Genomic DNA, 22,352 nt, shown 5'->3' with positions numbered 1-22,352 from the left:
CGCTCCTCGTTAAAAACGGACTCGCACCGCGAGTTAACCGCCGGTCTCCAGCCAGTCCAGTTCGGCATCCGAAAAACCGGCTTTGTGGCGCAGCGGTCGGTTGAAAGGTCCTTTCGGCCGGCCGCCTTTGTAATATTCGCCGATGAGGCGGCGGTACTCGGCTTCGGGATCGCCCCCTTCTTCCCGGCAGACGAACTTGAACCAGTAAGACCCGAGTTCGACATGACCGATCTCGTCGGTCAAAATCCGGGTCAGGATCGCGACGCTTTGTTGATCGCCGGCCTGCCGGAACTTCTCGATCAGTGCCGGGGTAACATCCAGTCCCCGCGCTTCCATGCAGCGCGGCACCAGTGCCAAGCGTGCCGGCAAGAGCCCCGCCGTATCGGTCGCATGTTCCCAGAGGCCGCCGTGCGCGGGCAGATCGCCGTAATCGACGCCCATCGCCTTCAGATGCTCGCGAATCAGTGCGAAATGCTGGGCTTCCTCGTCGGCCACGCGCAGCCAATCGCGATAAAACTGTTCAGGCAGACCGCGAAAGCGGTACAGCAAGTCCCAGGCCAGGTAAATCGCGACAAACTCGACGTGCGCGATCGCATGGAAAAACGCCGCGGCCCCTCCGGGCGTGTTCAGCTTCCGGCTCGGCATTTCGCGCGGCGGCAGCAGCACCGGCCGCTCCGGAAACCGGACGCCCTCGATCGGCAACACCTGCCCGGAGGAAGTCAACTGCAAACGGTTTTCCCGCAGCAGTTGCATTGCCCGATGCGTCAGTTCCAGTTTTTCGTCGATGTCGCTCCGGTAAAGGCAGGCTTCGGCAAAATCGAAAATCGAGTTCATACGGGTATCTTTGGTGGGTTGTTACTGCGCGCGGAACGATTTGTGAACCCCAAAAGATTCCGGCATTGCGCGACTAGAGCATTTTCGTTTTGGGTGTACGGTCATAAGCCATGCCGCAAAGTGAGGGGGAAACTCGTCATTCCGGCAGGGATTGCCGGACGACTGCATGGATGCGGGAGATAGAGCAACGCAGGGAGCGGTTGCCGAATCCAGAAGCCAGGGCTGGCAAGCTTTAATGCATCCCTGCAGTCTGGATCTCGGCACAAATCTGTCTGGAACAGATTTGCATTGACCCGAAGGGGGCCAGGCAGGAAAGCCTGGCATGAATCCATGCCGAGATGACGGCTTGACTTAACGGTAGTGCGCCCTTATACGCGATATGAAAATGCTCTAACCCACCTTACAACAATAATATGCCGCCGTTTAAACTTTCGGCATCGCACGCAGTTTCTCGACGACCTTGTCGCCGAACTCGACCGTACTGATCATCTTGACGCCGCTGCCCGGTTTGGACAGATCGGCGGTCGAGAAGCCATCCGCGAACACGCCCTGCATCGCCGCCCAGACATTCTTCGCCTCGTCGGCCATGTCGAAGCTGTTTTCCAGCATCATCGCCACCGAGCCGATCATCGAGTACGGATTGGCGATATTCTTGCCGGCGATATCCGGCGCGGAACCGTGCGAAGGCTCATAATAGGCCTTGTCGTCGCCCAGGCAGGCCGAAGGCATCAGGCCCAGCGAGCCGAGGATGCCGCCGCCCTGGTCGCTCAAAATATCGCCGAACATGTTTTCCATCACCATCACGTCGAACTGGGCCGGGTTCAGGCACAGCGCGGTCGCGGCCGCATCGACCAAATAATTGACGACTTTCACTTCCGGGTATTCCTTCGCGACTTCTTCCATCACCTCGTTCCAGAGCACGCTCGATTTCAGCACGTTGCTCTTGTGGATGTTGTGCAGCAGTTTGCGGCGCTTCATCGCCAGCTTGAACGCCTGGTGCATGATCCGGCGGATCTGCGCTTCGTCGTATTCGAGCGTTTCGCGAACGTAACGCAGACCCTGCGCGTTGACACCCATTTCCTTCTCGCCGAAATACAGGCCGCCGACCAGTTCACGCACCATGATCAGGTCGATCCCTTCGCCGATCACTTCGGGCTTCAGCGGCGAAAAGTGCGCCAGTGCCTTCGGCAGCGAAACCGGACGGAAATTCGCGTAGGTGTTGTAGCGACGGCGCAAAGGCAATAAGGCGCCGCGTTCGGGCTGCTTGTCGACCGGAATTTTTTTGGATTCCTCGTGGCTCAATCCGATCGGACCTTTCAAAATCGCGTCGGCCTGGTCGCAAATGGCGATCGTTTCCTGCGGGAACGCGTCGCCGGTCGCGAAATAGGCACAGGCGCCGAACAGTGCCGGCATCAGTTCGAAGGTGACGTCGTTGCGTTCTTCGACGACTTTGAGAACCTTGATGGCTTCCTGGGTAATTTCGGGACCGATACCGTCACCGGCCAAGACGGCGATTTTGTAATGCTTCATGAGTGCCTTTGGGAATGTTAATGAATTCAATGAACTGAAAATAAACCGCTCATTATACTGCAGTTTGAGCGAAGATGACGGCAGCGGAGGCAAATTTCATGGTGTCGGCGGCGTTCCTGGCGTAGCGGCCGCCGAACCGGAGGCAGCGCCGAAACCCGTAAGGCGGAACCGGCTTGCCGGGCTCCGCCGAATGAAGTTCTGCTGCAGAATAATGGATCGTTTGGCATGGCAGCGGAATCCGTAACCGGTTCCGCCTTAATGAATCAAACCCTCAATTAATGCGTTTTCCGGTAAGTTTTCCGGTAACGGAGGCGGCCGAATAACAGGCGTCAATCACGGACCGCTGGATCAGCGTCGCTTTCAGCGATTTGATTGTTCCGGCGGCGTCAAGCGTATACGTGCCGAGTATCACGATATGATTTCCGGCATCTCCGGAAAAGGCGCTGAACGAAGCCTTCTTGGCCGAGATCGGTAGACTGTTGACGTTGAGTTCGGCGACGACCGATGTGAGCGCCTGATCGCTATAGAGTTTTGCGGAGGTTTCGCCGTCGATGTGAAGCCACAGGTCGACGTCATTGCGCGAACTGAACTTCCGCGGCGGAACGCCTCCGCAATAGGCCGTGCCCGAGGTATTGAGTTTCAGCACTTCCTCGCCGCTTCCGATCGGCGTGGGCGGCACGGCGCCTTTTACGCTAACGATGACATGAGGTACGCTCTTGATCGAATAGGTTCCCGAAGAACGTTGAAACTTGCTTAAATCGAAGTTATCCGAAAACAGCGTCCACGTCGCCAGCGATATAACGAATTTGCCGGAAACCGGCGCCAGCAATTCGGGCGTCAGATCAAAACCAGATAAAGGAAAATTCCCGCTGGTAATCGGTATGAAACCCTTCGCATCGGTGTAAAGCGTGCCTTGTTCCCACTTCACCTCACCACCACCAATATCGGTGAAACGCTCCACATTAGTGAGATCTGTTCGCGGCGCCGCCTGCGCATGCCAAGTGACAAGGCTTATCGCGATTAACACCAGGGTTCTTAAATCAATCATGGTTTCTCCTTAAAAAGCAGGGCTCAAATTACCCTGTACACGACAAAAAATTTATCAGCTGGCTCTCATTGATGGGTTGAGAGGAAGTATTTCGGGGTGCTGTCCATCAACTCCAATTAGATCGGGCGCGCATAAAAATCCACTCGTCTCATCGACGTCCTCCATCTTGGCGGTAAACGCTCCGATGAATGCACGATGCCGCTCCGCCGGATATATCAGCATAGAATAGATGTTACAGTCAAGCCGCTCGACGACCACGCTTAATTCGTTTTCTGCCAACCCGTAAGAAGCCGCCGTCGAACGACGAAAAAATCTGCGAACGGCGATCTGGAGGGGACGAAGGGCACTCCGCCTTCTCTCTCGACGAGGTAAAATGTGCCCATGAACCAGGAGCTAACATCATGAGCATGACAGACATGACCGATCTTGCAGCCGCCGTGCGCAGGGCGACGCTGCGTCTCAGCCTGATCTACTGGATCTGCATGTTCGTCGCCGACAGCCTATTGGGCTATTTCATCCATATCGATCCGCTGGAGTCGGCACCGCTTAAATTCGTGCTGTTCGGGGCAAGCGCGTTGATGACTTACGTCATGTCTCTGTTGCTGTTCCGGATGCGTGGGCTGTCTTTCACGCAGAAAGCGCTGTTCTGCTTCCTGATGACCGCGGTGACCGCGCCGATCTTCACCGCGATCGATTTCATCGACTATATGATCTGCAAATATCCGCAGCCGGTGAAGTTCGATCCGACCTACTCCGGTTATATGCTGATCGAAGGCGCCTCCATGCTGTTCGGCTGGTCGTGCCTGTTCGTTGCCCTCCTCTACAATTTCGAGGTGCGCGACCGCGAACGCAGGCTGGCGGCGGTTCGCGAGGAGGCGCTGACGGCGCAGATGCGGGCGCTCCGCTATCAGGTGAATCCGCATTTCCTGTTCAACACGCTCAACTCCATCGCGGGGTTGATCGAGGAAGGCGCGGCCACGCGCGCCGAACGCATGGTGCTCTCCCTGGCTACGTTCATGCGCGCCACGCTCTCGCTCGACCCCATGCATGACGTTCCGCTTGCCGACGAACTCGCGCTTCAGAAGGAATATCTTGAAATCGAGCGCGAGCGCTTCTCCGACCGAATGACCTTCCGCATCGACATGCCCGCGGAAACTGGCGGCGCGCTGGTGCCGAGCCTGATCCTTCAACCGCTGATCGAAAACGCGATCAAGCATGGCATCGGGACCGCGACCGGCGAGGTGGAAATCTTGCTCAAAGCATACCGGGAGGCCGACCGTCTGCGCGTGGTAGTGGAAAACGACATACCGCCGTGCGATACGGCGGGCAACCGACCGCCCGGCATGGGCGTGGGGCTGCGGAACGTGGCGGAGCGTCTGAACGCCCGATTCCAGGGCGACAGCCAGTTTTCGTCCGGCCCTGTGGCACCCGGCCGCTACCGTGTCTCCATCGACATGCCCTGGAGGCTGGCATGATGGAACTAACCGTTCTCGTGGTTGACGACGAGCCGCTCGCCCGGCGCAGGCTGACGCGCCTTTTGGGCAAAATAGACTGGGTCGGCCGAATCGAAGAGGCTGGCGATGTGGACGAAGCCTACCGCGCGGTAGGGAAAATTCAGCCGGACATTCTGCTCCTCGACATCCAGATGCCCGGCGGAAGCGGCTTCGACGTGCTGGAAAGGCTAGTAGGGGCGGCGCCGCCCGCCGTCGTTTTCGTGACCGCCTTCGACCATCATGCGCTGCGCGCTTTCGAGGCCAATGCCGTGGATTACATCACCAAGCCCATTGAGCCCGGCCGGTTCTGCACGGCCATGGAACGGGCGCGATGGGCCGCTGCGTCACGCCTTCAGGCAGACCGGATCGCCGAGCTGCAGGAAACCATCGTCTCGCTCAAACGGGCCTTGAACGAACAGCCCAAGCGGGCGAGCGAATTTTGGGTGAAGGTCCGGGACGTGTTTGTGCGGATCGCGCCGGAAAACATCCTCCGCTTTCAGGCCGAACGCGATTATGTGCGCATCCATGTCGCGGGGGCGGACTACCTTTACCAGGAAAGCCTCGCCTCCCTTGAACGGCGCCTCGACCCGGCCGACTTCGTGCGCATCCACCGCAGTACCATCGTGCGCCGCAGTGCGATCGTTCGCATCAGACAGGCTCCTTTTGCCGCACTCATCGCGGCTCTCGCCGACGGGTCGGAAGTACGGGTGGGACGAACCTATGCCGCTGCCCTGCGGGCGCGCCTCACGCGAACGGCCGGCCGCGCATCCCGAACAGATGGACTTATTTGAGCTGGTTCCCACACAGGAGCGCCCATCGTTATACACAAGTCCTGCAAAGCTCGAGCATTGGAGTTCAAAGCTTGCTTTGAAAAGCTGGCTTTGAATGTGAGAGAAGAGTGATCCAAAGCGAGCTTTGGGGGAGATTTTTCAAATAAATCCCCCTCGATCCCCCTTTTTCAAAGGGGGGAAGCGAATGTTTATTTCAACTCCTCTGTAGCCTACCGATTTTCGGAAAATTATGTGGAGCTATCCTTAGAGCATTTTCATATCGCGTATAGGGAAGTCCTCACCTTCTGAAGGGTGCCCAGCCGTTAAGTCCAGCCCCGTAGGGTACGCTCGACTGCAGGGATGCGGGAGTTAGGGCAACGCATGGAGCAGTTGCCGAGTGCGTACCCTCAATGTCGAAAGGTACGCATAGCGCTACGGGTACAGTCGTCCGGCAATCCCTGACCGGGGCAGGCTCTGCCGGAATGACGTGCTTTCCTTACGAAGGCCATAGACCCAAAGCGAAAATGCTCTAGCGCCCGGGCAAGCCGGACGCGAGCGGTTTGACTCGCTGCAGGTAATACGGCAGCACCGAGGCGGCTTCGCCGCCGTTCAACACGGCCGATCGATGCAGCCGATTGACCACCGCGTATAAACGGCCTTCCGGCCCGAAGCTGGAAGAATCCGCCCCGGACAAGCGCGGGCACTGCGCAAGACGCCGGTAGCTCCGATCCGGCGCAATCACACCGATCGCGTTTTCAGCCAGTTCGCCGAGATGCTACCCAAATGACGTTTTCTCATGCCGCCATTCATAAAATTTGTGAATCGCGGACATTCGCCGATTCTTTCGTGCAGCATCGTGCCGAATGGCTACGCCTCTTATCCATTCTTTACCCTAAATCAACCGTTATTGCCGATTCAAATCTTCTGCCGATAGCTGTACGCTTCTGATTTAAACGCTGTACCTGGCTTTCTTTTTGAATTGTTTCGGCATCGGTTTTTATCGGATGCCTAAAGCTTTGATTCATTTTTCAGGGAGGATTTATGGTTTTACCCCTCCATTCAACAAGTTGATCTCCAGGTCAACCTTCTGTGTATAACCGCTTATGGACGGCTGCCTCCTGTCTAGTCTCATTGCTTGATAACGGAGAAAGAAGATGCAATCGAAGCCCGTTACCGACTTGATGTTTGCGGAACTTGCCGCCGTCGCGGCACTGATATTTTTCGTCATCGGCCATGACGAAATCGCGGGCGCCTTTTCGCATCACATGATCGCTCATATCGTTTTGATGACGGTCGTGTCGCCGCTTTTGGCAGGCACGTTCGGCGCGCACCTCATGCCGGTTTTCCGGATGGCCGGCCTGAAATCGCTGCCTGCGGCGGCCGTGCTGCAGGCCGTTTCATTTTTCGCGTGGCATGCGCCGCCCGGATTGGCGGCAGGGCAAACCGGCGTTCCCGTATCCGCCATGCTGCTTTTTTCCTCTCTCTGGTTCTGGCTTGCCATATTCGATCAGGCGGGCGCACGATTATGGGGAAAAGTCGCTGCCCTGCTGTTGACCGGCAAGCTGTTTTGCCTTTACGCCATCCTGCTGACCTTGGCGCCGCGCGCGCTTTACAACGAAGCCGCATTCGGCTCGGCCGCGAAGCTCGATCTTGCCGACCAGCAGTTGGCGGGGTTGGTGATGATCACGGCGTGCCCCCTGACCTACCTGCTCGCCGCGACCGTGCTGATTTACCGCTGGTTTTGGGGGCTGTGCGAAGCGCAAAAGGAAACCGCGCCGCCTGTCATGGCTTCGGGAAACGGGTCATGACGGAGTGGCTGGCCGCGCATTGGCGTTCCCTTCTGCTTTGGGCGCTCGGGCTCTTCGCCGGCGGCGTTGCGCTCGCCCTGCTGGTCGCTTATTCCGGCATTTACAACGTGGCGGCGAGCGCGGGCCACCATCCCTGGCTCGAAGCGTTTCTGAAGATGGCCAAGGACCGGTCGGTGATTTTCAACAGCCGATCCGTCAAGGCCCCGGAACTGGAGTTTGCCGAGCAAATGCCGCTGGGAGCGGCGCATTTTCAAGGCACCTGCGCTGTCTGCCACGGCGCGCCGGGACAGGCGGTCAATCCGGTTTATGCGCACATGCTGCCCCGCCCTCCCGATCTGCAGATCCATGCCGCGCATTGGACACGCGCGCAATTGTTCTGGATTGCGCGCCACGGCATTCAGTTCACCGGCATGCCGGCCTGGAGCGGAGACGAGCGGGAAGATGAAATCTGGGCGGTCGTGGCGTTCCTGGAAATGTTACCGTCGATGACGGAGGCGGATTACCGCCGCCATGCCGGCGGCCATAGCGAAACCCGCAATTATTCTGCCAAGGAACTTGTCGGCGCGGGGCGGCCACGGCTCGATCTGACCGCGTGCAGCCGCTGCCACGACACGACCGAAGCGGCGCCGACCAGCCCTTACATCCCGCGTCTGGGCGGCCAGGATCGGGCTTACCTGAAAAGGGCGCTGCAGGAATACCGTGACGATTCGCGGCAGAGCGGCTTTATGGAACCGGTTGCCGACGACCTCGACGACGCACAGATCGACCTATTGTCGGCCTATTACGCCGCCCTAACGCCTTCCTCTTCTCCCGTTTCGCAATCCGCCTCGGTAGAGGAGCGTGAGCGGGGGCGCCAACTGGCGGAACAGGGCGACCGGGCGCGCAAGATTCCTGCCTGCCTTTCCTGCCATACCGAGAAAGGCCGGGAGGATTACCCGCGTCTGGCCGGGCAGTCCGAACAATACCTCAGGCAGCAATTGCAGGTATTCCGGCGCGGAGTCCGCGATAAAACCCCGCATGGGGCCATGATGTCCGTAGTTGCCAGACGGATGACCGAACAGCAGGTCTTGGCCGCGGCCTCGTTCTTTGCGAGTCGGCCGTGGCAGGCTTCCGGCTTTCCGGCAGGTGCGGAGAAAGAAAAGGATTCCCAGCCATGAACGCCGTAAGCCGCCGCTTGCCGAAACTGTTTTTGGCGATCGCGCTGATCACGGCGGTGGCCGGCTGCAGCGGCGAACAATCGGCATTTGCCGGCCTCGGGCCGGTATCGTCGCGCATCACCCTGCTGACGTGGATCATGTTCGCCGCCGCCGCACTGATCACGGTTTTCATGTGCGGGTTGACCGCCTTGGCGATAGCCGGCCCCGCCGGATGGCGGCGCAGGCTGGCCGACGAAAAAAGCGTAATGTGGGGCGGCGTCGTTTTCCCGGTCGCGACCTTGAGCGTGCTCCTGTTTTACGGCTTTTCGATATTGAATGCAGGAGAACGCTTGGCCCAAACCGAAAACCCGATACATATCGCCGTGGTAGGAGAACAGTGGTGGTGGCGGGTCATCTACCGGCACGGCGACGGCCGGGCGACCGAAAGCGCCAACGAAGTGCGCATTCCGACCGGGCGCCCTGTGGAAATCGAGCTGACGACGGCGGACGTGATCCACAGCTTCTGGCTGCCGGCGTATGCGGGCAAGGTCGACATGATTCCCGGCCATGTCAACAGGCTGCATTTCGTTGCCGACCAACCCGGCGTCGTGCGCGGCCAGTGCGCCGAATATTGCGGCGGCGCCCATGCGCTGATGGCTTTTTATGCGGTCGCGATGGCGCCTGCCGACTATGACGCCTGGCTCGCCAAAGAAAGGGCGGACGCGCAGCCGGCGGCCCGGAAAACCGGCGAAAGGCTGTTTTCGGCCAGCGGCTGCGGGGGCTGCCATAGCGTGCGCGGCACCTCGGCCGACGGCAAGGTCGGGCCCGACCTGACGCATGTGGGCGGCCGGGTTTCGCTCGGCGCGGGCATTTTGCCGAATACGCCGGACAGCTTTACGCAATGGATCGGACGCCACCAAAAGCTTAAACCGGACAACCTGATGCTGCCTTTCGATTTTTTTTCCGAAAGCGAACTTCGGGATTTATCGGCTTATTTGAAAGGACTGGAGTAGCATCATGCCGAATTTCGACGAATACAGTCTGGCCGTCAATCTTGCGGTGTTCGCGGCGGCCGCCTGCGCGGTCGGAATTGCCGGTACCCGAATCGCAGCCTATGCGGACGAACTGGCCGAGCGGCTTCAGCTTAGCCGGGCGCTGCTCGGGCTGTTTCTGCTGGCCGGCGTGACGTCTTTGTCGGATATTGCCACCAGCCTGAGCGCGGCTTTCAATAACAATGCCACGCTTGCCGTCAATAACATGCTCGGCGGTATCGCGTTCCAGGTCGCGTTGCTGGCCATCGCCGACATTTTTACCGGCGAGCGGGCGCTCACCTCGGTCATCCCCAATCCCGTGGTGATGCTGCAGGGCGCACTGGTGATTTGCCTGCTGGCCTTTGTGACAATGGCCGTTATTGTCGGCGACGTGCCGCTGTTTGGCGCCGGCATCTGGTCGTGGGGATTGTTGGGAGCTTCGCTGTTCAGTTTCGTCAAAATCAGCGAAGCCGAAGGGCGCTATCCCTGGATCGTGAACAATCCCGAGGATGAAGCGCTGGGCAAGGAAGACCGCAGCGGCCGGGACGAAAGCGAATTTCCCTTACGGCGCGATCCGCTGGCCCGGCTTATCGCCAAAACAGCCGCTGGCGCACTGGTCATTCTGTGCGCCGGCTATGTGCTGGCCACCGTAGGCGACGTGATCGCGCGGCAGAGCGGGCTGGGCTCGTCGTTCGTCGGAATGACCCTGATGTCCTTCGCGACCGCCCTGCCGGAAGCCAGCACGGTATTCGCCAGCATGTACCGGGGCCTTTATACGATGGCCATTTCCGACATTCTGGGTTCCAATATCATCAACGTGATGCTGCTGTTCGGCATCGATGCGCTGACGCCGGGAGATCCGGTTCTGTCGCGGGTCGGCGAGTTTTCCGCGGTCGGGGCGCTGCTGGGCTTAGCCGTCACCGGATTGTTCCTGATGGGGCTCGCCGAACGGGCCGACCGGACTTTTTTGCGCATGGGGCGGGACTCGGCCGCGGTGCTGGCCGTTTACGGCGGCGGCATGATTTTGCTTTATTCGATGAGGGGGGCTGATGGCGGATAGCATTCAAGAAAGGGGCGTGTTGCCCAACAGCCTGCCGCGGCCGGCCGGCGAGAAGGAACAACTGCTGCGCATCTGGTCGACCCCGCCCGGCTGGCGATGGATTACGGCCGTCAACAACACCGTCGTAGGGCTGCTGTATCTCGGCGCCGCCTTCGCGTTTTTCGTGTTGGCCGGCGTCCTGGCGCTGGTGATGCGCACGCAGCTGGCCGTGCCCGAAAACGATCTGGTCAGCCAGGACCTCTACAATCAAATCTTCACCGTGCACGGCACCACGATGATGTTCCTGTTCGCGGTGCCGGCCATGGAGGCCTTGGGCGTGCTGCTGCTGCCGCAGATGCTGGCGGCGCGGGACCTGCCGTTTCCGCGCCTGAGCGCATTCGCGGTCTGGGCCTATATCATCGGCGGCGGGGTGTTTTTCTCGACCGTTTTTTACGGCCTGGCGCCCAAGGGCGGCTGGTTCATGTATCCGCCGTTGACGCTGACCGAATATTCGCCCGGCGACAACGCCGATTTCTGGCTGCTGGGCATCGGTTTTATCGAAATATCCGCGATCGCCGGCGCGATCGAGATTATTGTCGGGATTTTGCGGACCCGGCCTCCCGGCATGTCGCTCGACAAATTGCCCGTGTTCGGCTGGTCGATGCTGGTGTTCGCCGGCATGATCGTGCTGGCATTCCCGGCCGTGATCCTCGCGACGATGTTCCTAGAAATCGAACGTTCTTTCGGCTGGCCTTTTTTCACCGCCGCGCAAGGCGGCGATCCGCTCTTGTGGCAGCACCTGTTCTGGTTTTTCGGCCATCCGGAAGTGTACATCATCTTCCTGCCCGCGGCCGGGCTGGTTTCGATGATCGTACCGACCATGGCGCAAACGCCGCTGGTCGGTTACCGGCTGATCGTGGTGGCCCTGATCGCGGCCGGTTTTTTCAGTTTCGGACTGTGGGTGCACCACATGTTCGCCACCGGCATTCCCGCGCTCAGCATGGCTTTCTTTTCGGCGGCGAGCATGGCGGTCGCGGTACCCTCCGGCATCCAGGTTTTTTCCTGGATCGCGACCATCGCCTCGGCCAAAGAACGGTTCCGGCTGACCACGCCGTCGCTGTTCGTGCTGGGCATGCTGTTCATTTTCACGGTCGGCGGACTGACCGGGGTGATGGTGGCCATGGTGCCGTTCGACTGGCAGGCGCACGATACTTACTTCATCGTCGCGCATCTGCATTACGTCCTGATCGGCGGGATGGTGTTCCCGCTGTTCGCGACGTTTTATTACTGGGCGCCGATGATCGGCACGCGCAGGCTGTCCGAGCGATTGGGCAAATGGTGCTTCTGGCTGTTCTTTATCGGCTTCAACGTTTCGTTCATGCCGATGCATGTTTCCGGGCTGCTGGGCATGCCCCGCCGCGTCTGGACCTATTCGGAGGCATCCGGCTGGGGGGCTTTGAATCTGGTCTCCACGCTGGGGGCTTACCTGATCGGCGCCGGGGTGCTGGTGTTCATTATCGACCTGATCCGCAATTTCCGGGTCGGCGAGAACGGCGAGCCCAATCCCTGGCAGGCCGGTACCCTCGAATGGCTGCCGACCGATCTTTATTCGACGCGCTCGATTCCGCACGTGACCAGCCGCGAACCGCTGTGGATGCAGCCCGGTCTGGCCGAAGAGGTCGACGCCGGCCGGCATTATTTGCCGAATGCGCCGACCGGCGCCCGCGAAACGATCGTGACGTCGGTCATCGACGCCAGGCCGCAATATGTGATCCAGATGCCCGGCAACGGTTGGGGGCATTTGCTCGCGGCGGTTTTTACCGCGGCCTGTTTCCTGCTGCTGACGATTAAAGTGGTCGTTCCGGCGCTGATTTGCGGCGTGTTGGCGATTGCCTGCTGCCTGGCCTGGGTATGGGAGCTCGACAAAGGGCCCGGCAAAGGGCCGGTGCCGATCGGCGCCGGCATTACGCTTCCCGTTTACGTGACCGGGCCGACCGGCCACGGCTGGTGGGCCATGGTGATTCTGATGGGGGTCGCCGGCTCGCTCTATCTGGCTTATTTGTTTTCCTATTTCTATCTCTGGACCGTTTCGCCCAGGGTTTGGCCCGCCAGCGCGCAAAGCCTGCCCGATTTAGAGTGGCCGGCGTTGAGCGCGTCGTTGTTCATTGCCGGCGCGGCATTGTTCGCGCTCGCCCAAAAGACGCTGGCGGCGCCGGGCCGCAAGCCTTTTTGGACACCGCTGCTGATCGGCTCGGGCGCGCTCTCGACGGCCTTCGCGGTAGGCGTGGCGATCGTCTGCCACTGGCAGGCCGGACTCCGCCCCAGCGCATCGAGCTACGCCGCACTGGTCTATATGGATGGCGTATTGACCGGCCAGCTCGTGTTTGCGGTGTTGATCATGTCGCTGTTCGTGATCGCGCGCCACTTCACCGGCAAGCTCGACCGGGTGCGATCGGCCACGCTGGAAAACACCAATCTGCTGGTTTATTACGCGGCGGCGCAAGGCCTGATCGGCCTGCTGCTGGTTCACGGCTTTCCGAGATGGCTTTTATGACGGCATCGAAACCGCCTGTTTCCGAAAAATCGGTCGGTACCGTGGCGATCGCCTTGGTCGGCCCTTCCTTCGTTTGGGGACTGCATTTCGCCGCGGTGTATGCGATCCAATCGCTCTTCTGCGATATCCTCGGCGGCGGCCGCGCCGCTCATGCGGCGCAGACGGCGGTCATTGCCGCGACCGTGGCGGCGCTGCTGATATTGCTGTTGCCGATCGCGAAACCCGATGCGGTGCTGCGCATGAAACGGCCGGAAAAATCCTTGTCTTTTCTTGCCGGCGTGATGCGGCTGCTTGCCCTGCTGTCCTTTTTCGGCGTGTTATGGGCCGGCAGCGCCGCCTTGCTGGTGCCGGCCTGCGCGCCGCTGTCGTGACGCGCGGAGCAGCGTTTTTCGCCCAATAAACGGCCGCGGGGCCGGACCCGCGGCAACGCTTACCGCGACGAGGCGAATGGCGGAGGCAACCGGCCGTTAGTTAAAATCGTCCGTTATTGATAAAATTCAGGATTCGTTCCCTATAAAAATTATCGGGAAGGTCCGTCTCAATTGTGCCTTTTGGCCCATGTTGCCGGCGCCATCACGAACAGAGCCGTTTTTTGCGGAAGCGAAACTTTTACCTGACTCAACATTCAAACATTTACCCATTCCGGAATCCCCGTTTCAGTTTTTTAGAGTAGACCGACAATGTCAACAGCATGGGCAGGCGGAACAGACGCCATACTTGAACGCATGGAGCAAATGACCAATCTTTTTATCGAGGAACAGCGCAAATCGATGTATGCGGGCGAATCGGCCACGCATTGCGAAGAATGCGGCGAGCCGATACCGGAAAGCCGGCGCCAGGCGATTCCCTGCAAATATTGCCTGGCTTGCCAGAGCGAACTGGAAAAACAGTCGCGATAGTTTCCGCACGGCAGGATTTTGGCTGATCGACAAAGCGAGTTTTGTCGATCCAGGTAAAAAGCTTATCCGACGTTTCCTTTATGAGAATGCCGGAGCATTTGAGCGTCGGACTCGCTCCAAGATGAAGTTACGTCGCGGGAAATTCAAACCCGTTATTTTGGGCGGCGAGCGCCTGCATTTCTTCGCTTATTGGCAACTGATCCGAATCCAAGGAGGCAACAATGAAAACGCTGAATCCATCCTTTATTCCCATGGCCGTCATAATGGCTTGCGCTTATTCCGCAAGCGCCTTTTCGGCGGAGGAACCGGGCGCCAAAGTTCAAATGACGCTCACATCCTCCGCCTTTTCTCATCAGGGCTCAATTCCGAAACAGTTTACCTGCGACGGCTCGGACGTCTCGCCCGAACTGGCCTGGTCCAATACTCCGGCGGACGCTAAAAGCCTCGCCTTGATCGTCGACGACCCGGATGCGCCAACGCCCATCACGCCGGTGATGACCTGGGTCCATTGGGTGCTGTACAACATCCCGACCTCAGCTTCCAAATTGTTCCCGAACATCGGCCCGGAAAACCTGCCCCAAGGCACCCTGCAGGGCAAGAACGACTGGAAGAAGACCGGCTACAAAGGTCCTTGCCCGACTTTCGGAACACACCGCTATTTCTTCAAGCTATATGCGCTGGACACGGCGCTGCCCGACCTGGATGAACCGGACAAAGCCGCGCTGATGAAGGCAATGGACGGGCATATTCTCGACCATGCGGAATTGGTCGGAACTTATAAGCACTAAATCACCGGCGCATCCAATCGCTTGATTGTTCTTTTGGCTTATCAAAACGAGCAATCGCAAGGCGCGTCGCAAGACAGATCCGGCAAGTCGCAGCGCGATTGTTCGCAGGCATCGGCTTTTTTGAAGCGGCAGGCCTCGGAACAATCGCAGTCGCAATCCGGACACTCGTCGCAATCGTTCCGGCCGCGCCGGCGTTGTCCGCTTCCGATCAGGGTTTCGTTGGCCTCCTTGCATGCCTGAAAACGGGCGCGGATATCCCGATAACCGCCGAAAGGGCCTTTGTCGCGCACGATTTTTTTGACCGCTTCGGAACAGGAATCGCCGCCGTGCAGCACCGCATAAGCACAGCGGAAGCCCTTGTAGGGCGAGATGAATTTCTGGTAGAAAACGATCAGCAGGACGACAAGGTGTCTCACGGGCGTAGGCTTTTGGAGAAGGATAGCGATAGAGCTGTAGGGCGTTTTCGCGATAGCAAAACGCCGACAGGCTTCAAAGTGGAGGCGGATTGCCTGGAGGCGAATCCGCCCTACAAGAGCCGTAGGATGTGCTGAACGAAGTGAAGCGCATCAAATTGCCTTTTGAGCATCAAGCACAAACGATGCGCCCCTGCGTCGGCACATCCTACGGTTATAGGGGTTAGTCCGTCAGCCTTTCACAAACCGCAGCAGTCCTTCTTCCAGCTCGACCTTGACCGTACCCCCCGACGCGAACCGGCCGGCCAGGATTTCCTGCGCGAGCGGATTTTCAAGCTGATGCTGGATCGCCCGCTTCAACGGCCGCGCACCGTAGACCGGATCGAAGCCGGCCTCGCCCAGCCGGTCGAGCGCGGCCTCGCTGATCTCGAAGCCGATTTCGCGGTCCGCCAGCCGTTTCTGCAGATTGGCGATCTGAATCTTGGCAATCGCCCGGATCTGTTCGCGTTCGAGCGGATGGAACACCACCACTTCATCGATCCGGTTGATGAACTCGGGCCTGAAATGCATTCCGACGATTTCCATCACTTCGTTCTTCATTTCCTGGTAATTCGCTTCGCCGGCCAGTTCCTGAATCCGGCTCGAACCGAGGTTCGAAGTCATCACGACCACCGTGTTTCGGAAGTCGACCGTGCGCCCCTGCCCATCGGTCAGGCGTCCGTCGTCCAGCACCTGCAGCAAGACGTTGAATACGTCCGGATGCGCCTTTTCGACCTCGTCCATCAGGATCACCGAATACGGCTTCCGGCGCACCGCCTCGGTCAGATAGCCGCCTTCCTCGTAGCCGACATAGCCCGGCGGCGCACCGATCAGACGGGCAACCGAATGTTTCTCCATGAACTCGGACATGTCGATCCGGACCAGCGCATCGGCCGTATCGAACAGGAATTCGGCCAGCGCCTTGCACAACTCGGTCTTGCCGACGCCGGTCGGCCCCAGGAACAAGAACGAGCCGTTCGGACGGTTCGGGTCGGACAGCCCCGCCCGCGAGCGGCGAATCGCGTTGCTGACCGCTTTCAGGGCTTCTTCCTGGCCGACTACGCGCTTGCTGATGGCTTCTTCCATACGCAGCAGTTTGTCGCGCTCGCCTTCCATCATCTTCGAGACCGGGATGCCGGTCCATTTGGAAACGACTTCGGCGATTTCCTCTTCGGTCACCTTATTCCGGAGTAGGGTCATCTTCTTGGCTTCGCCGGTGCCTGCCTGCGCCAACTGTTTTTCGAGCTCGGGAATCACCCCGTATTGCAGTTCCGCCATCCGGTTCAAATCGCCCGCGCGCCGCGCCGATTCGAGCTCGACCTTGGCATGGTCGAGTTTTTCCTTGATCGAGGCCGAACCCTGCAGCGACGCCTTTTCGGCCTTCCAGATTTCTTCCAGATCCGAATAGTCCTTTTCGACCTCGGCGATTTCTTCTTCGAGAATTTCGAGCCGCTTTTTGGAGGCCGGATCGGATTCCTTCTTCAACGCGACCTGTTCGATCTTCAGTTGAATCAGGCGGCGGTCCAGCCTGTCCATCTCCTCGGGCTTCGAGTCCTGTTCCATCCGAATCCGGCTCGCGGCCTCATCGATCAGGTCGATCGCCTTGTCCGGTAACTGGCGGTCGGAAATATAGCGGTACGATAATCCGGCCGCCGCGACGATCGCCGGGTCGGTGATTTCGACGCCATGATGCACCTCGTATTTTTCCTTCAGCCCGCGCAGGATCGCGATCGTATCCTCAACCGAGGGCTCGTCGACTAGCACCTTCTGGAACCGGCGTTCCAGCGCCGCATCCTTCTCGACATATTTGCGGTATTCGTCCAGCGTGGTCGCGCCGACGCAGTGCAGTTCGCCGCGCGCGAGCGCCGGTTTCAGCATGTTGCCCGCGTCCATCGCGCCTTCGGCCTTGCCCGCGCCAACCATCGTGTGCAGTTCGTCGATGAACAGGATCACCTGGCCTTCCTGCTTGGCCAGATCGTTCAACACCGCTTTCAGGCGCTCCTCGAATTCGCCGCGGAACTTCGCGCCCGCGATCAGCGCCGCCATGTCCAGCGCCAGTACCCGCTTGCCCTTGATCCCTTCCGGCACTTCGCCGTTCACGATCCTTTGCGCCAGCCCTTCGACGATCGCGGTCTTGCCGACGCCGGGTTCGCCGATCAACACCGGATTGTTCTTGGTGCGGCGCTGCAGCACCTGGATCGTGCGGCGGATTTCGTCGTCGCGGCCGATCACGGGGTCGAGTTTGCCCGCTTCGGCGCGTTCGGTCAGGTCGATCGTATATTTCTTCAGCGCTTGGCGCTGATCTTCCGCGTTCGGGTCGTCGACCTGCTGGCCGCCGCGCATCGCCTCGATCGCTTTTTCGACCGCCTGCCTGCTCGCCCCGGCTTTCTTCAAGAGATCCTGCAACAGGCCTCTTTCCTCGAACGCGGCCAGCAAAAACAGCTCGCTGGCAATGAACTTGTCGCCGCGCTTCTGCGCAAGCTTGTCGGTCAGGTTCAGCAGGCGCGCCAGCTCGCTCGAAATCTGTACGTCGCCGCCGGTGCCCGACACGGTCGGGAACCGGTTCAGCGCTTGTCCGAGTTCGGCGCGCAGACCGGCGGTATTGGCGCCGATCTGGGCGAGCAGCGGTTTGACGGTGCCGCCTTCCTGATCCATCAACGCGATCATCAGGTGCACGGGCTCGATGAACTGGTGATCCTTGCCCAAAGCCAAGCTCTGGGCATCCGACAACGCTTCCTGAAACTTGCCGGTCAATTTATCCATTCGCATGTGGGTTTACCTCTTGATGAGAGAATTTCTGAGTTGCGGGGGATATGGGGAGCGAATGGAGGATTTTCAATAACGGATGGGTAAATTCCCATGTTATCGGGGCGTCATCCCGGCAGGGATTGCCGGGATCCACAACCGCATGGATGCAGGAGGTACGAGCCCAGGAAGGGCGAGGTAGATCGTGTCGGGAACACGCGATCGAGAGTAACGCAGGAGCAGTTACCGAGCCGCCACGGAAGACGATACTAAATCGGGCCACAAGTCTCGCCAAGCTGGGTTATCTAACTCAATCAGACGCTTTTTAAATACACGCGACCATTTCTTAATTTGTTTCTCTCTCATAATAGCGCTTTCCATCTGCTCATGAGTTTCATACCACACCAACTGATCAACCCCATAGCGGGCAGTGAATCCCTGAATCATCTTCTGGCGATGTTGATACACTCGGCCAATTAGGTCAGACGTTACGCCAACATATAGAGTCCCATTACGACCGCTGGCAAGAATATAAACACAAGGTTGTTTTTCCATTAGCATCCTATCACCTCCCTGTGTTCTGGATACCGGCAATCCCTGCCGGTATGACGGCTTCGTTAAGCAGCATCGGACTATTGGAACACACTCTAGTCAACAAACTCCCCCGCCATATCCACCGCCAGAAATGCCGTAATGTCCTGCGGCTCCTGAAAATTCCCATACGCCAGCGCCAGTTTCACGTAAGCCGCCTCAATCGACATGTTCCAGATCATCTCCGCGCCCGCATCGAGCAGAAACCGAGTACTTTCATACGCGTCCGGCGACTTTCGCGCCGGCGCCAGATACACTTTCACGCCCTGCTGCCGGCAGCGTTTGATGAACGCCGGCAGCGAATGATTTTCGCCCCATTGACGGGTGCTGCAGGCGGTGCCGGAATGGTAAAGATCGTGCAGGACCGCTTCGACGCCGTTCAGTGAGAAATGCGTGTAATCGAGCCCCGGATAAGGCCGGATTATCAGAATCCGGTCCGAAAACCGCGCTTTGACGCCAGCCATCTCCGCTCGTGCCGATAATGCCGGCAAGCTCTGGCTCAGGAACCGGCCGTCGCGATATTCCAGATAACTTTGCCCCTGCACGCTGAAAAAATCGCCGCTCAACTGCAATGACGACGCCAGCCGCGCGCCCCGGTGCACCTGCATGGCTTGGCCTCGATTGCGGTAAGGCACGAAGACGCCGGGCTCTTTCACGTCCAGGATAAAATCGACCGCGCAGCGGAAATTGTCCGGCCCGTTCGCCTGCGGATGATCGAGCGGATGGTCGCTCGATACCAGCAGCAGCGGCACCTTCAGCCCACGGAAATAAAAAGCGAGCGCTGCCGCGGTGTAAGCCAGCGTATCGGTGCCGTGGGTCACGATCACGCCGTCGTAGCGTTCCGGCTGCTTGGCTTCGATCGCCTCGATAATGATCGGCCAGGCGGCGGGGGCAAGATTTTCGCTGAGCAGCCGGATCGGTTCGATCGAGTCGAAGCCGATCTCCTTCGCCATCTCGGGAAAACGGCGTCGAAACTCGCCGAGCAGTTTGAAAGGCGCCGCCTCGGACGGCTTGATCGTGCCTTCGCTGGCGGCCGACCCTATCGTACCGCCGGTGAATACAACCAGAATCTGTTTCATAGTGTATGATGTCCGTTTTGTCCTAAACCTGAATCGCCCCAGATTTTAAACCACCCCCGCATGAAAATCTCACTCATCGTCGCGATGGCGAGCAACCGGGCCATCGGCCTGAACAACCAAATGCCCTGGCATCTCTCCGCCGACCTGAAACACTTCAAAAAGATCACGATGGGCTCGCCGATCCTGATGGGCCGCAAGACCTTCGAATCGATCGGCCGGCCTCTGCCCGGCCGCACCAATATCATCCTGACCCGCAATCCGGCCTATGCGCCGGAGGGCTGCGTGGTCGCGCGCGACCTGGAAACCGCGATCCGGACCGGCTGCCGGGATCACGGCGAAATTTTCGTGGCCGGCGGCTCGGACCTTTACGAAGCCCTGCTGCCGCGGGCCGAGACGATTTATCTGACCAAGATCGGCAAGGCATTTCCGGGCGATACTTTTTTTCCGGAGCTGGATATGAGCGAATGGATGGAGACGGAGCGGGAGGATGTCGAGGACGATGCGGCGGCAGGGTTTCGTTACAGTTTTTTGCGGCTGGACAGAATAAAAACGTAGGATGTGCGGAACGAAGGGAAGCGCATCGTTCCTCGGCACATCCTACACATACGGCGCATCTTACGGAGGTTTAGCCCTTGTAGGGCGGATTCGCCGCCAGGCAATCCGCCGCGCTTTGAAGGCTATTGGCGTTTTGCTATCGCGAAAACGCCCTACAGCTTCATTCCCCAAAAGGTACTGCGCCAATTTATTCCATAGGGTACGCTGTGCGTACCTTATGGTTTTTTGTTAAAACTCTTTGAAAATAATACGAATAAGACCGTAGATACTGTTAAGATCCGGAAACCCTGCTCCCGAAAAGGTACGCACAGCGTACCCTACAATAATCACGCTGCCTACAACTCCCGCGTCGCACTGAACTTGATGTCCGGCCAGCGTTCCTCGGTCAATTGGAGATTGACCCGGCTGGTCGCGAGATACACCAGGAACCCGCCGCCGTCTTCGGCCAGGTTGTCGAACACCTTCTTTTTGAACTCTTCCAGTTTGGCCGGCTTGTCCGAAGACACCCAGCGCACGGTCGACACATTCACCGCATCGTAAACGCATTCGACGTTGTATTCGTTCTTGAGCCGGTGCGCGGTCACGTCGAACTGCAGCACCCCGACCGCCCCGAGAATCAGATTGTTGTTCTTCAGCGGCCGGAACAGCTGGGTCGCGCCTTCCTCGGTCAGTTGGACCAAGCCCTTCTGCAGCGCTTTCGCGCGGAGGGGATCTTTCAACACGACCCGGCGGAACAGCTCCGGCGCAAAATACGGAATGCCGCCGAACTTCAGTGTTTCACCCATCGTAAAGGTGTCGCCGACCTGGATCGTGCCGTGGTTGTGCAGGCCGATGATGTCGCCCGGATAAGCCTCCTCGACCGCCTTGCGGGTGTCCGCCTGAAAGGTGATCGCGTTGGCGACCTGGATGGACTTGCCGATCCGCACGTGATGCAGCTTCATGCCCTTGTCGAACTTGCCCGAGCAGATGCGCATGAACGCGACCCGGTCGCGGTGCGCGGGGTCCATGTTCGCCTGGATTTTGAACACGAAGCCGGTGAATTTTTCCTCTTCCGGATGCACGGCGCGCTGCTCGGCCCGTCGCGGCAGGGGCGGCGGCGCGAATTCGGCAAACGCGTCGAGCAGTTCGAGAATCCCGAAATTGTTGATCGCGGAACCGAAGAAGATGGGCGTCTGCGCGCCGGCCAGGTAGGCGTCCAGGCTGAATTCGTGGCTCGCGCCTTTGACCAGGTCGATGTCGACCCTGAGTTCCTCGGCCTGGTCGCCGAGCAGTTCGTCCAGCTTCGGATTGCCCAGCCCCTTGATTACCTCGGCTTCGGCGATCCGGCCGCCGTGCTGCGGGCTGAACAGGTGAATCTCGTCCTTGTAGAGGTGATAGACGCCCTTGAAACGCTTGCCCATGCCGATCGGCCAGGTCATCGGCGCGCATTGGATCTTCAACACATGCTCGACTTCGTCCAGCAGTTCGATCGGCTCGCGCCCTTCACGGTCCAGCTTGTTGATGAAGGTCAGGATCGGCGTCGTGCGCAGGCGGCAGACCTCCATCAGGTTGATCGTCCGTTCCTCGACGCCTTTCGCGGAGTCGATCACCATCAGCGCCGAGTCGACCGCGGTCAGCGTCCGGTAGGTGTCCTCCGAGAAATCCTCGTGACCGGGCGTATCGAGCAGGTTGATGATCGCGTTCTTGTGTTCGAACTGCATCACCGAGGTCGTGACCGAAATCCCCCGCTCCTTTTCCATTTCCATCCAGTCGGAAGTCGCATGCCGGGCGGCCTTGCGCCCTTTCACCGATCCCGCCAGCTGAATCGCGCCGCCAAACAGGAGCAGCTTTTCGGTGATCGTGGTCTTACCCGCGTCCGGGTGCGAAATAATCGCGAAGGTGCGCCGGCGTTTAAGTTCTGAGAGGACTTCGGACATACTCTGGACTGACTGCAAAACCGCGTATTATAACGGAAACTTATCGACAAGAGATAATAGCCATCACCGGATGATGCCTTTGCT

The 22,352-nt window shown here is 59.1% G+C and carries 21 protein-coding genes; 11 read left to right on the top strand and 10 right to left on the bottom strand.

Going from position 1 to position 22,352, the window contains the following annotated elements; translation table 11 throughout:
- Positions 1 to 33 precede the first annotated feature (33 nt).
- The 3 genes from METAL_RS02585 to METAL_RS02575 all read right to left on the bottom strand — a co-directional run bounded on the left by METAL_RS02585 (position 34) and on the right by METAL_RS02575 (position 3,412).
- On the bottom strand, positions 34 to 834 hold the full coding sequence (locus METAL_RS02585) for a ferritin-like domain-containing protein (protein WP_005369355.1): 801 nt from the start codon (positions 832 to 834) through the stop codon (positions 34 to 36).
- A 423-nt stretch (positions 835 to 1,257) separates the two neighbouring features.
- Entirely contained in the window at positions 1,258 to 2,364 is a 1,107-nt protein-coding gene (leuB, locus tag METAL_RS02580) for a 3-isopropylmalate dehydrogenase (protein WP_005369353.1), read from the bottom strand.
- Positions 2,365 to 2,635: 271 nt separating this feature from the next.
- The gene (locus tag METAL_RS02575) at positions 2,636 to 3,412 is read right to left on the bottom strand and encodes a hypothetical protein (RefSeq protein ID WP_005369352.1); all 777 of its coding nucleotides are present in this window, start codon (positions 3,410 to 3,412) and stop codon (positions 2,636 to 2,638) included.
- 401 nt (positions 3,413 to 3,813) lie between these two features.
- On the opposite strand from METAL_RS02575, the gene METAL_RS02565 reads away from it, so the two are divergent.
- A complete protein-coding gene (locus METAL_RS02565; RefSeq protein WP_005369350.1) occupies positions 3,814 to 4,887 on the top strand; it encodes a sensor histidine kinase in 1,074 nt (357 codons plus the stop codon).
- On the top strand, positions 4,884 to 5,696 hold the full coding sequence (locus METAL_RS02560; protein ID WP_005369348.1) for a LytR/AlgR family response regulator transcription factor: 813 nt from the start codon (positions 4,884 to 4,886) through the stop codon (positions 5,694 to 5,696). Before METAL_RS02565 ends, METAL_RS02560 begins: the two co-directional genes overlap by 4 nt.
- 508 nt (positions 5,697 to 6,204) lie before the next feature.
- Here METAL_RS02560 and METAL_RS02555 read toward each other — a convergent pair.
- Positions 6,205 to 6,417, bottom strand: coding sequence for a hypothetical protein (locus METAL_RS02555; RefSeq protein WP_040578273.1), 213 nt, complete (start codon positions 6,415 to 6,417; stop codon positions 6,205 to 6,207).
- A 145-nt stretch (positions 6,418 to 6,562) separates the two neighbouring features.
- Positions 6,563 to 6,700 (bottom strand): hypothetical protein, encoded by a 138-nt coding sequence (locus METAL_RS20360; protein ID WP_213069438.1) that lies wholly within the window; start codon positions 6,698 to 6,700, stop codon positions 6,563 to 6,565.
- A gap of 129 nt (positions 6,701 to 6,829) precedes the next feature.
- On the opposite strand from METAL_RS20360, the gene METAL_RS02550 reads away from it, so the two are divergent.
- The 8 genes from METAL_RS02550 (at position 6,830) to METAL_RS02515 (ending at position 14,930) form a co-directional block, all read left to right on the top strand.
- Positions 6,830 to 7,483, top strand: a complete 654-nt coding sequence (locus METAL_RS02550; RefSeq protein ID WP_005369345.1) for a cytochrome c oxidase assembly protein — start codon at positions 6,830 to 6,832, stop codon at positions 7,481 to 7,483.
- Positions 7,480 to 8,640 carry a c-type cytochrome gene (locus tag METAL_RS02545; protein ID WP_005369343.1) on the top strand — a complete coding sequence of 387 codons (1,161 nt, stop codon included), beginning with the start codon at positions 7,480 to 7,482 and terminating at the stop codon, positions 8,638 to 8,640. Before METAL_RS02550 ends, METAL_RS02545 begins: the two co-directional genes overlap by 4 nt.
- On the top strand, positions 8,637 to 9,632 hold the full coding sequence (coxB, locus tag METAL_RS02540; protein ID WP_005369341.1) for a cytochrome c oxidase subunit II: 996 nt from the start codon (positions 8,637 to 8,639) through the stop codon (positions 9,630 to 9,632). The genes METAL_RS02545 and coxB overlap by 4 nt, the downstream gene beginning before the upstream one ends.
- A 4-nt stretch (positions 9,633 to 9,636) precedes the next feature.
- Positions 9,637 to 10,710: a sodium:calcium antiporter gene (locus METAL_RS02535; RefSeq protein ID WP_005369339.1), complete on the top strand. Its 1,074-nt coding sequence runs from the start codon at positions 9,637 to 9,639 to the stop codon at positions 10,708 to 10,710.
- Positions 10,700 to 13,243, top strand: coding sequence for a cytochrome c oxidase subunit I (gene ctaD / locus METAL_RS02530; RefSeq protein WP_005369337.1), 2,544 nt, complete (start codon positions 10,700 to 10,702; stop codon positions 13,241 to 13,243). The genes METAL_RS02535 and ctaD overlap by 11 nt, the downstream gene beginning before the upstream one ends.
- Entirely contained in the window at positions 13,240 to 13,614 is a 375-nt protein-coding gene (locus METAL_RS02525) for a hypothetical protein (RefSeq protein ID WP_005369335.1), read from the top strand. The genes ctaD and METAL_RS02525 overlap by 4 nt, the downstream gene beginning before the upstream one ends.
- Positions 13,615 to 13,977: 363 nt before the next feature.
- The gene (locus tag METAL_RS02520) at positions 13,978 to 14,142 is read left to right on the top strand and encodes a TraR/DksA C4-type zinc finger protein (protein WP_245549449.1); all 165 of its coding nucleotides are present in this window, start codon (positions 13,978 to 13,980) and stop codon (positions 14,140 to 14,142) included.
- Between the two features lie 221 nt (positions 14,143 to 14,363).
- Positions 14,364 to 14,930, top strand: coding sequence for a YbhB/YbcL family Raf kinase inhibitor-like protein (locus METAL_RS02515; RefSeq protein WP_005369331.1), 567 nt, complete (start codon positions 14,364 to 14,366; stop codon positions 14,928 to 14,930).
- 41 nt (positions 14,931 to 14,971) lie between these two features.
- Here METAL_RS02515 and yidD read toward each other — a convergent pair whose 3' ends face one another.
- The 4 genes from yidD to METAL_RS02495 form a co-directional block, all read right to left on the bottom strand.
- Positions 14,972 to 15,346, bottom strand: coding sequence for a membrane protein insertion efficiency factor YidD (yidD, locus tag METAL_RS02510; RefSeq protein WP_005369329.1), 375 nt, complete (start codon positions 15,344 to 15,346; stop codon positions 14,972 to 14,974).
- A 228-nt stretch (positions 15,347 to 15,574) separates the two neighbouring features.
- Positions 15,575 to 18,151 carry an ATP-dependent chaperone ClpB gene (clpB, locus tag METAL_RS02505; protein WP_005369326.1) on the bottom strand — a complete coding sequence of 859 codons (2,577 nt, stop codon included), beginning with the start codon at positions 18,149 to 18,151 and terminating at the stop codon, positions 15,575 to 15,577.
- A 219-nt stretch (positions 18,152 to 18,370) separates the two neighbouring features.
- Positions 18,371 to 18,688: a GIY-YIG nuclease family protein gene (locus tag METAL_RS02500; protein WP_005369325.1), complete on the bottom strand. Its 318-nt coding sequence runs from the start codon at positions 18,686 to 18,688 to the stop codon at positions 18,371 to 18,373.
- 86 nt (positions 18,689 to 18,774) lie between these two features.
- Complete coding sequence (locus METAL_RS02495) at positions 18,775 to 19,797, bottom strand: asparaginase domain-containing protein (RefSeq protein ID WP_005369323.1); 1,023 nt, start codon at positions 19,795 to 19,797, stop codon at positions 18,775 to 18,777.
- 60 nt (positions 19,798 to 19,857) lie between these two features.
- Here METAL_RS02495 and METAL_RS02490 point away from each other — a divergent pair, with 60 nt between their 5' ends.
- Positions 19,858 to 20,352 carry a dihydrofolate reductase gene (locus METAL_RS02490; RefSeq protein WP_005369321.1) on the top strand — a complete coding sequence of 165 codons (495 nt, stop codon included), beginning with the start codon at positions 19,858 to 19,860 and terminating at the stop codon, positions 20,350 to 20,352.
- A gap of 335 nt (positions 20,353 to 20,687) precedes the next feature.
- Here the strand turns inward: METAL_RS02490 and METAL_RS02485 are convergent, their stop codons facing one another.
- Positions 20,688 to 22,268, bottom strand: coding sequence for a peptide chain release factor 3 (locus METAL_RS02485; protein WP_005369319.1), 1,581 nt, complete (start codon positions 22,266 to 22,268; stop codon positions 20,688 to 20,690).
- Between the last annotated feature and the right edge of the window lie 84 nt (positions 22,269 to 22,352).

It is taken from the genome of Methylomicrobium album BG8 (assembly GCF_000214275.2).
In the GTDB taxonomy this organism is placed as follows: domain Bacteria; phylum Pseudomonadota; class Gammaproteobacteria; order Methylococcales; family Methylomonadaceae; genus Methylomicrobium; species Methylomicrobium agile.
The sequence above is the reverse complement of the archived record's forward strand: the minus strand, read 5'-3'. Positions and strand labels throughout refer to the sequence as shown.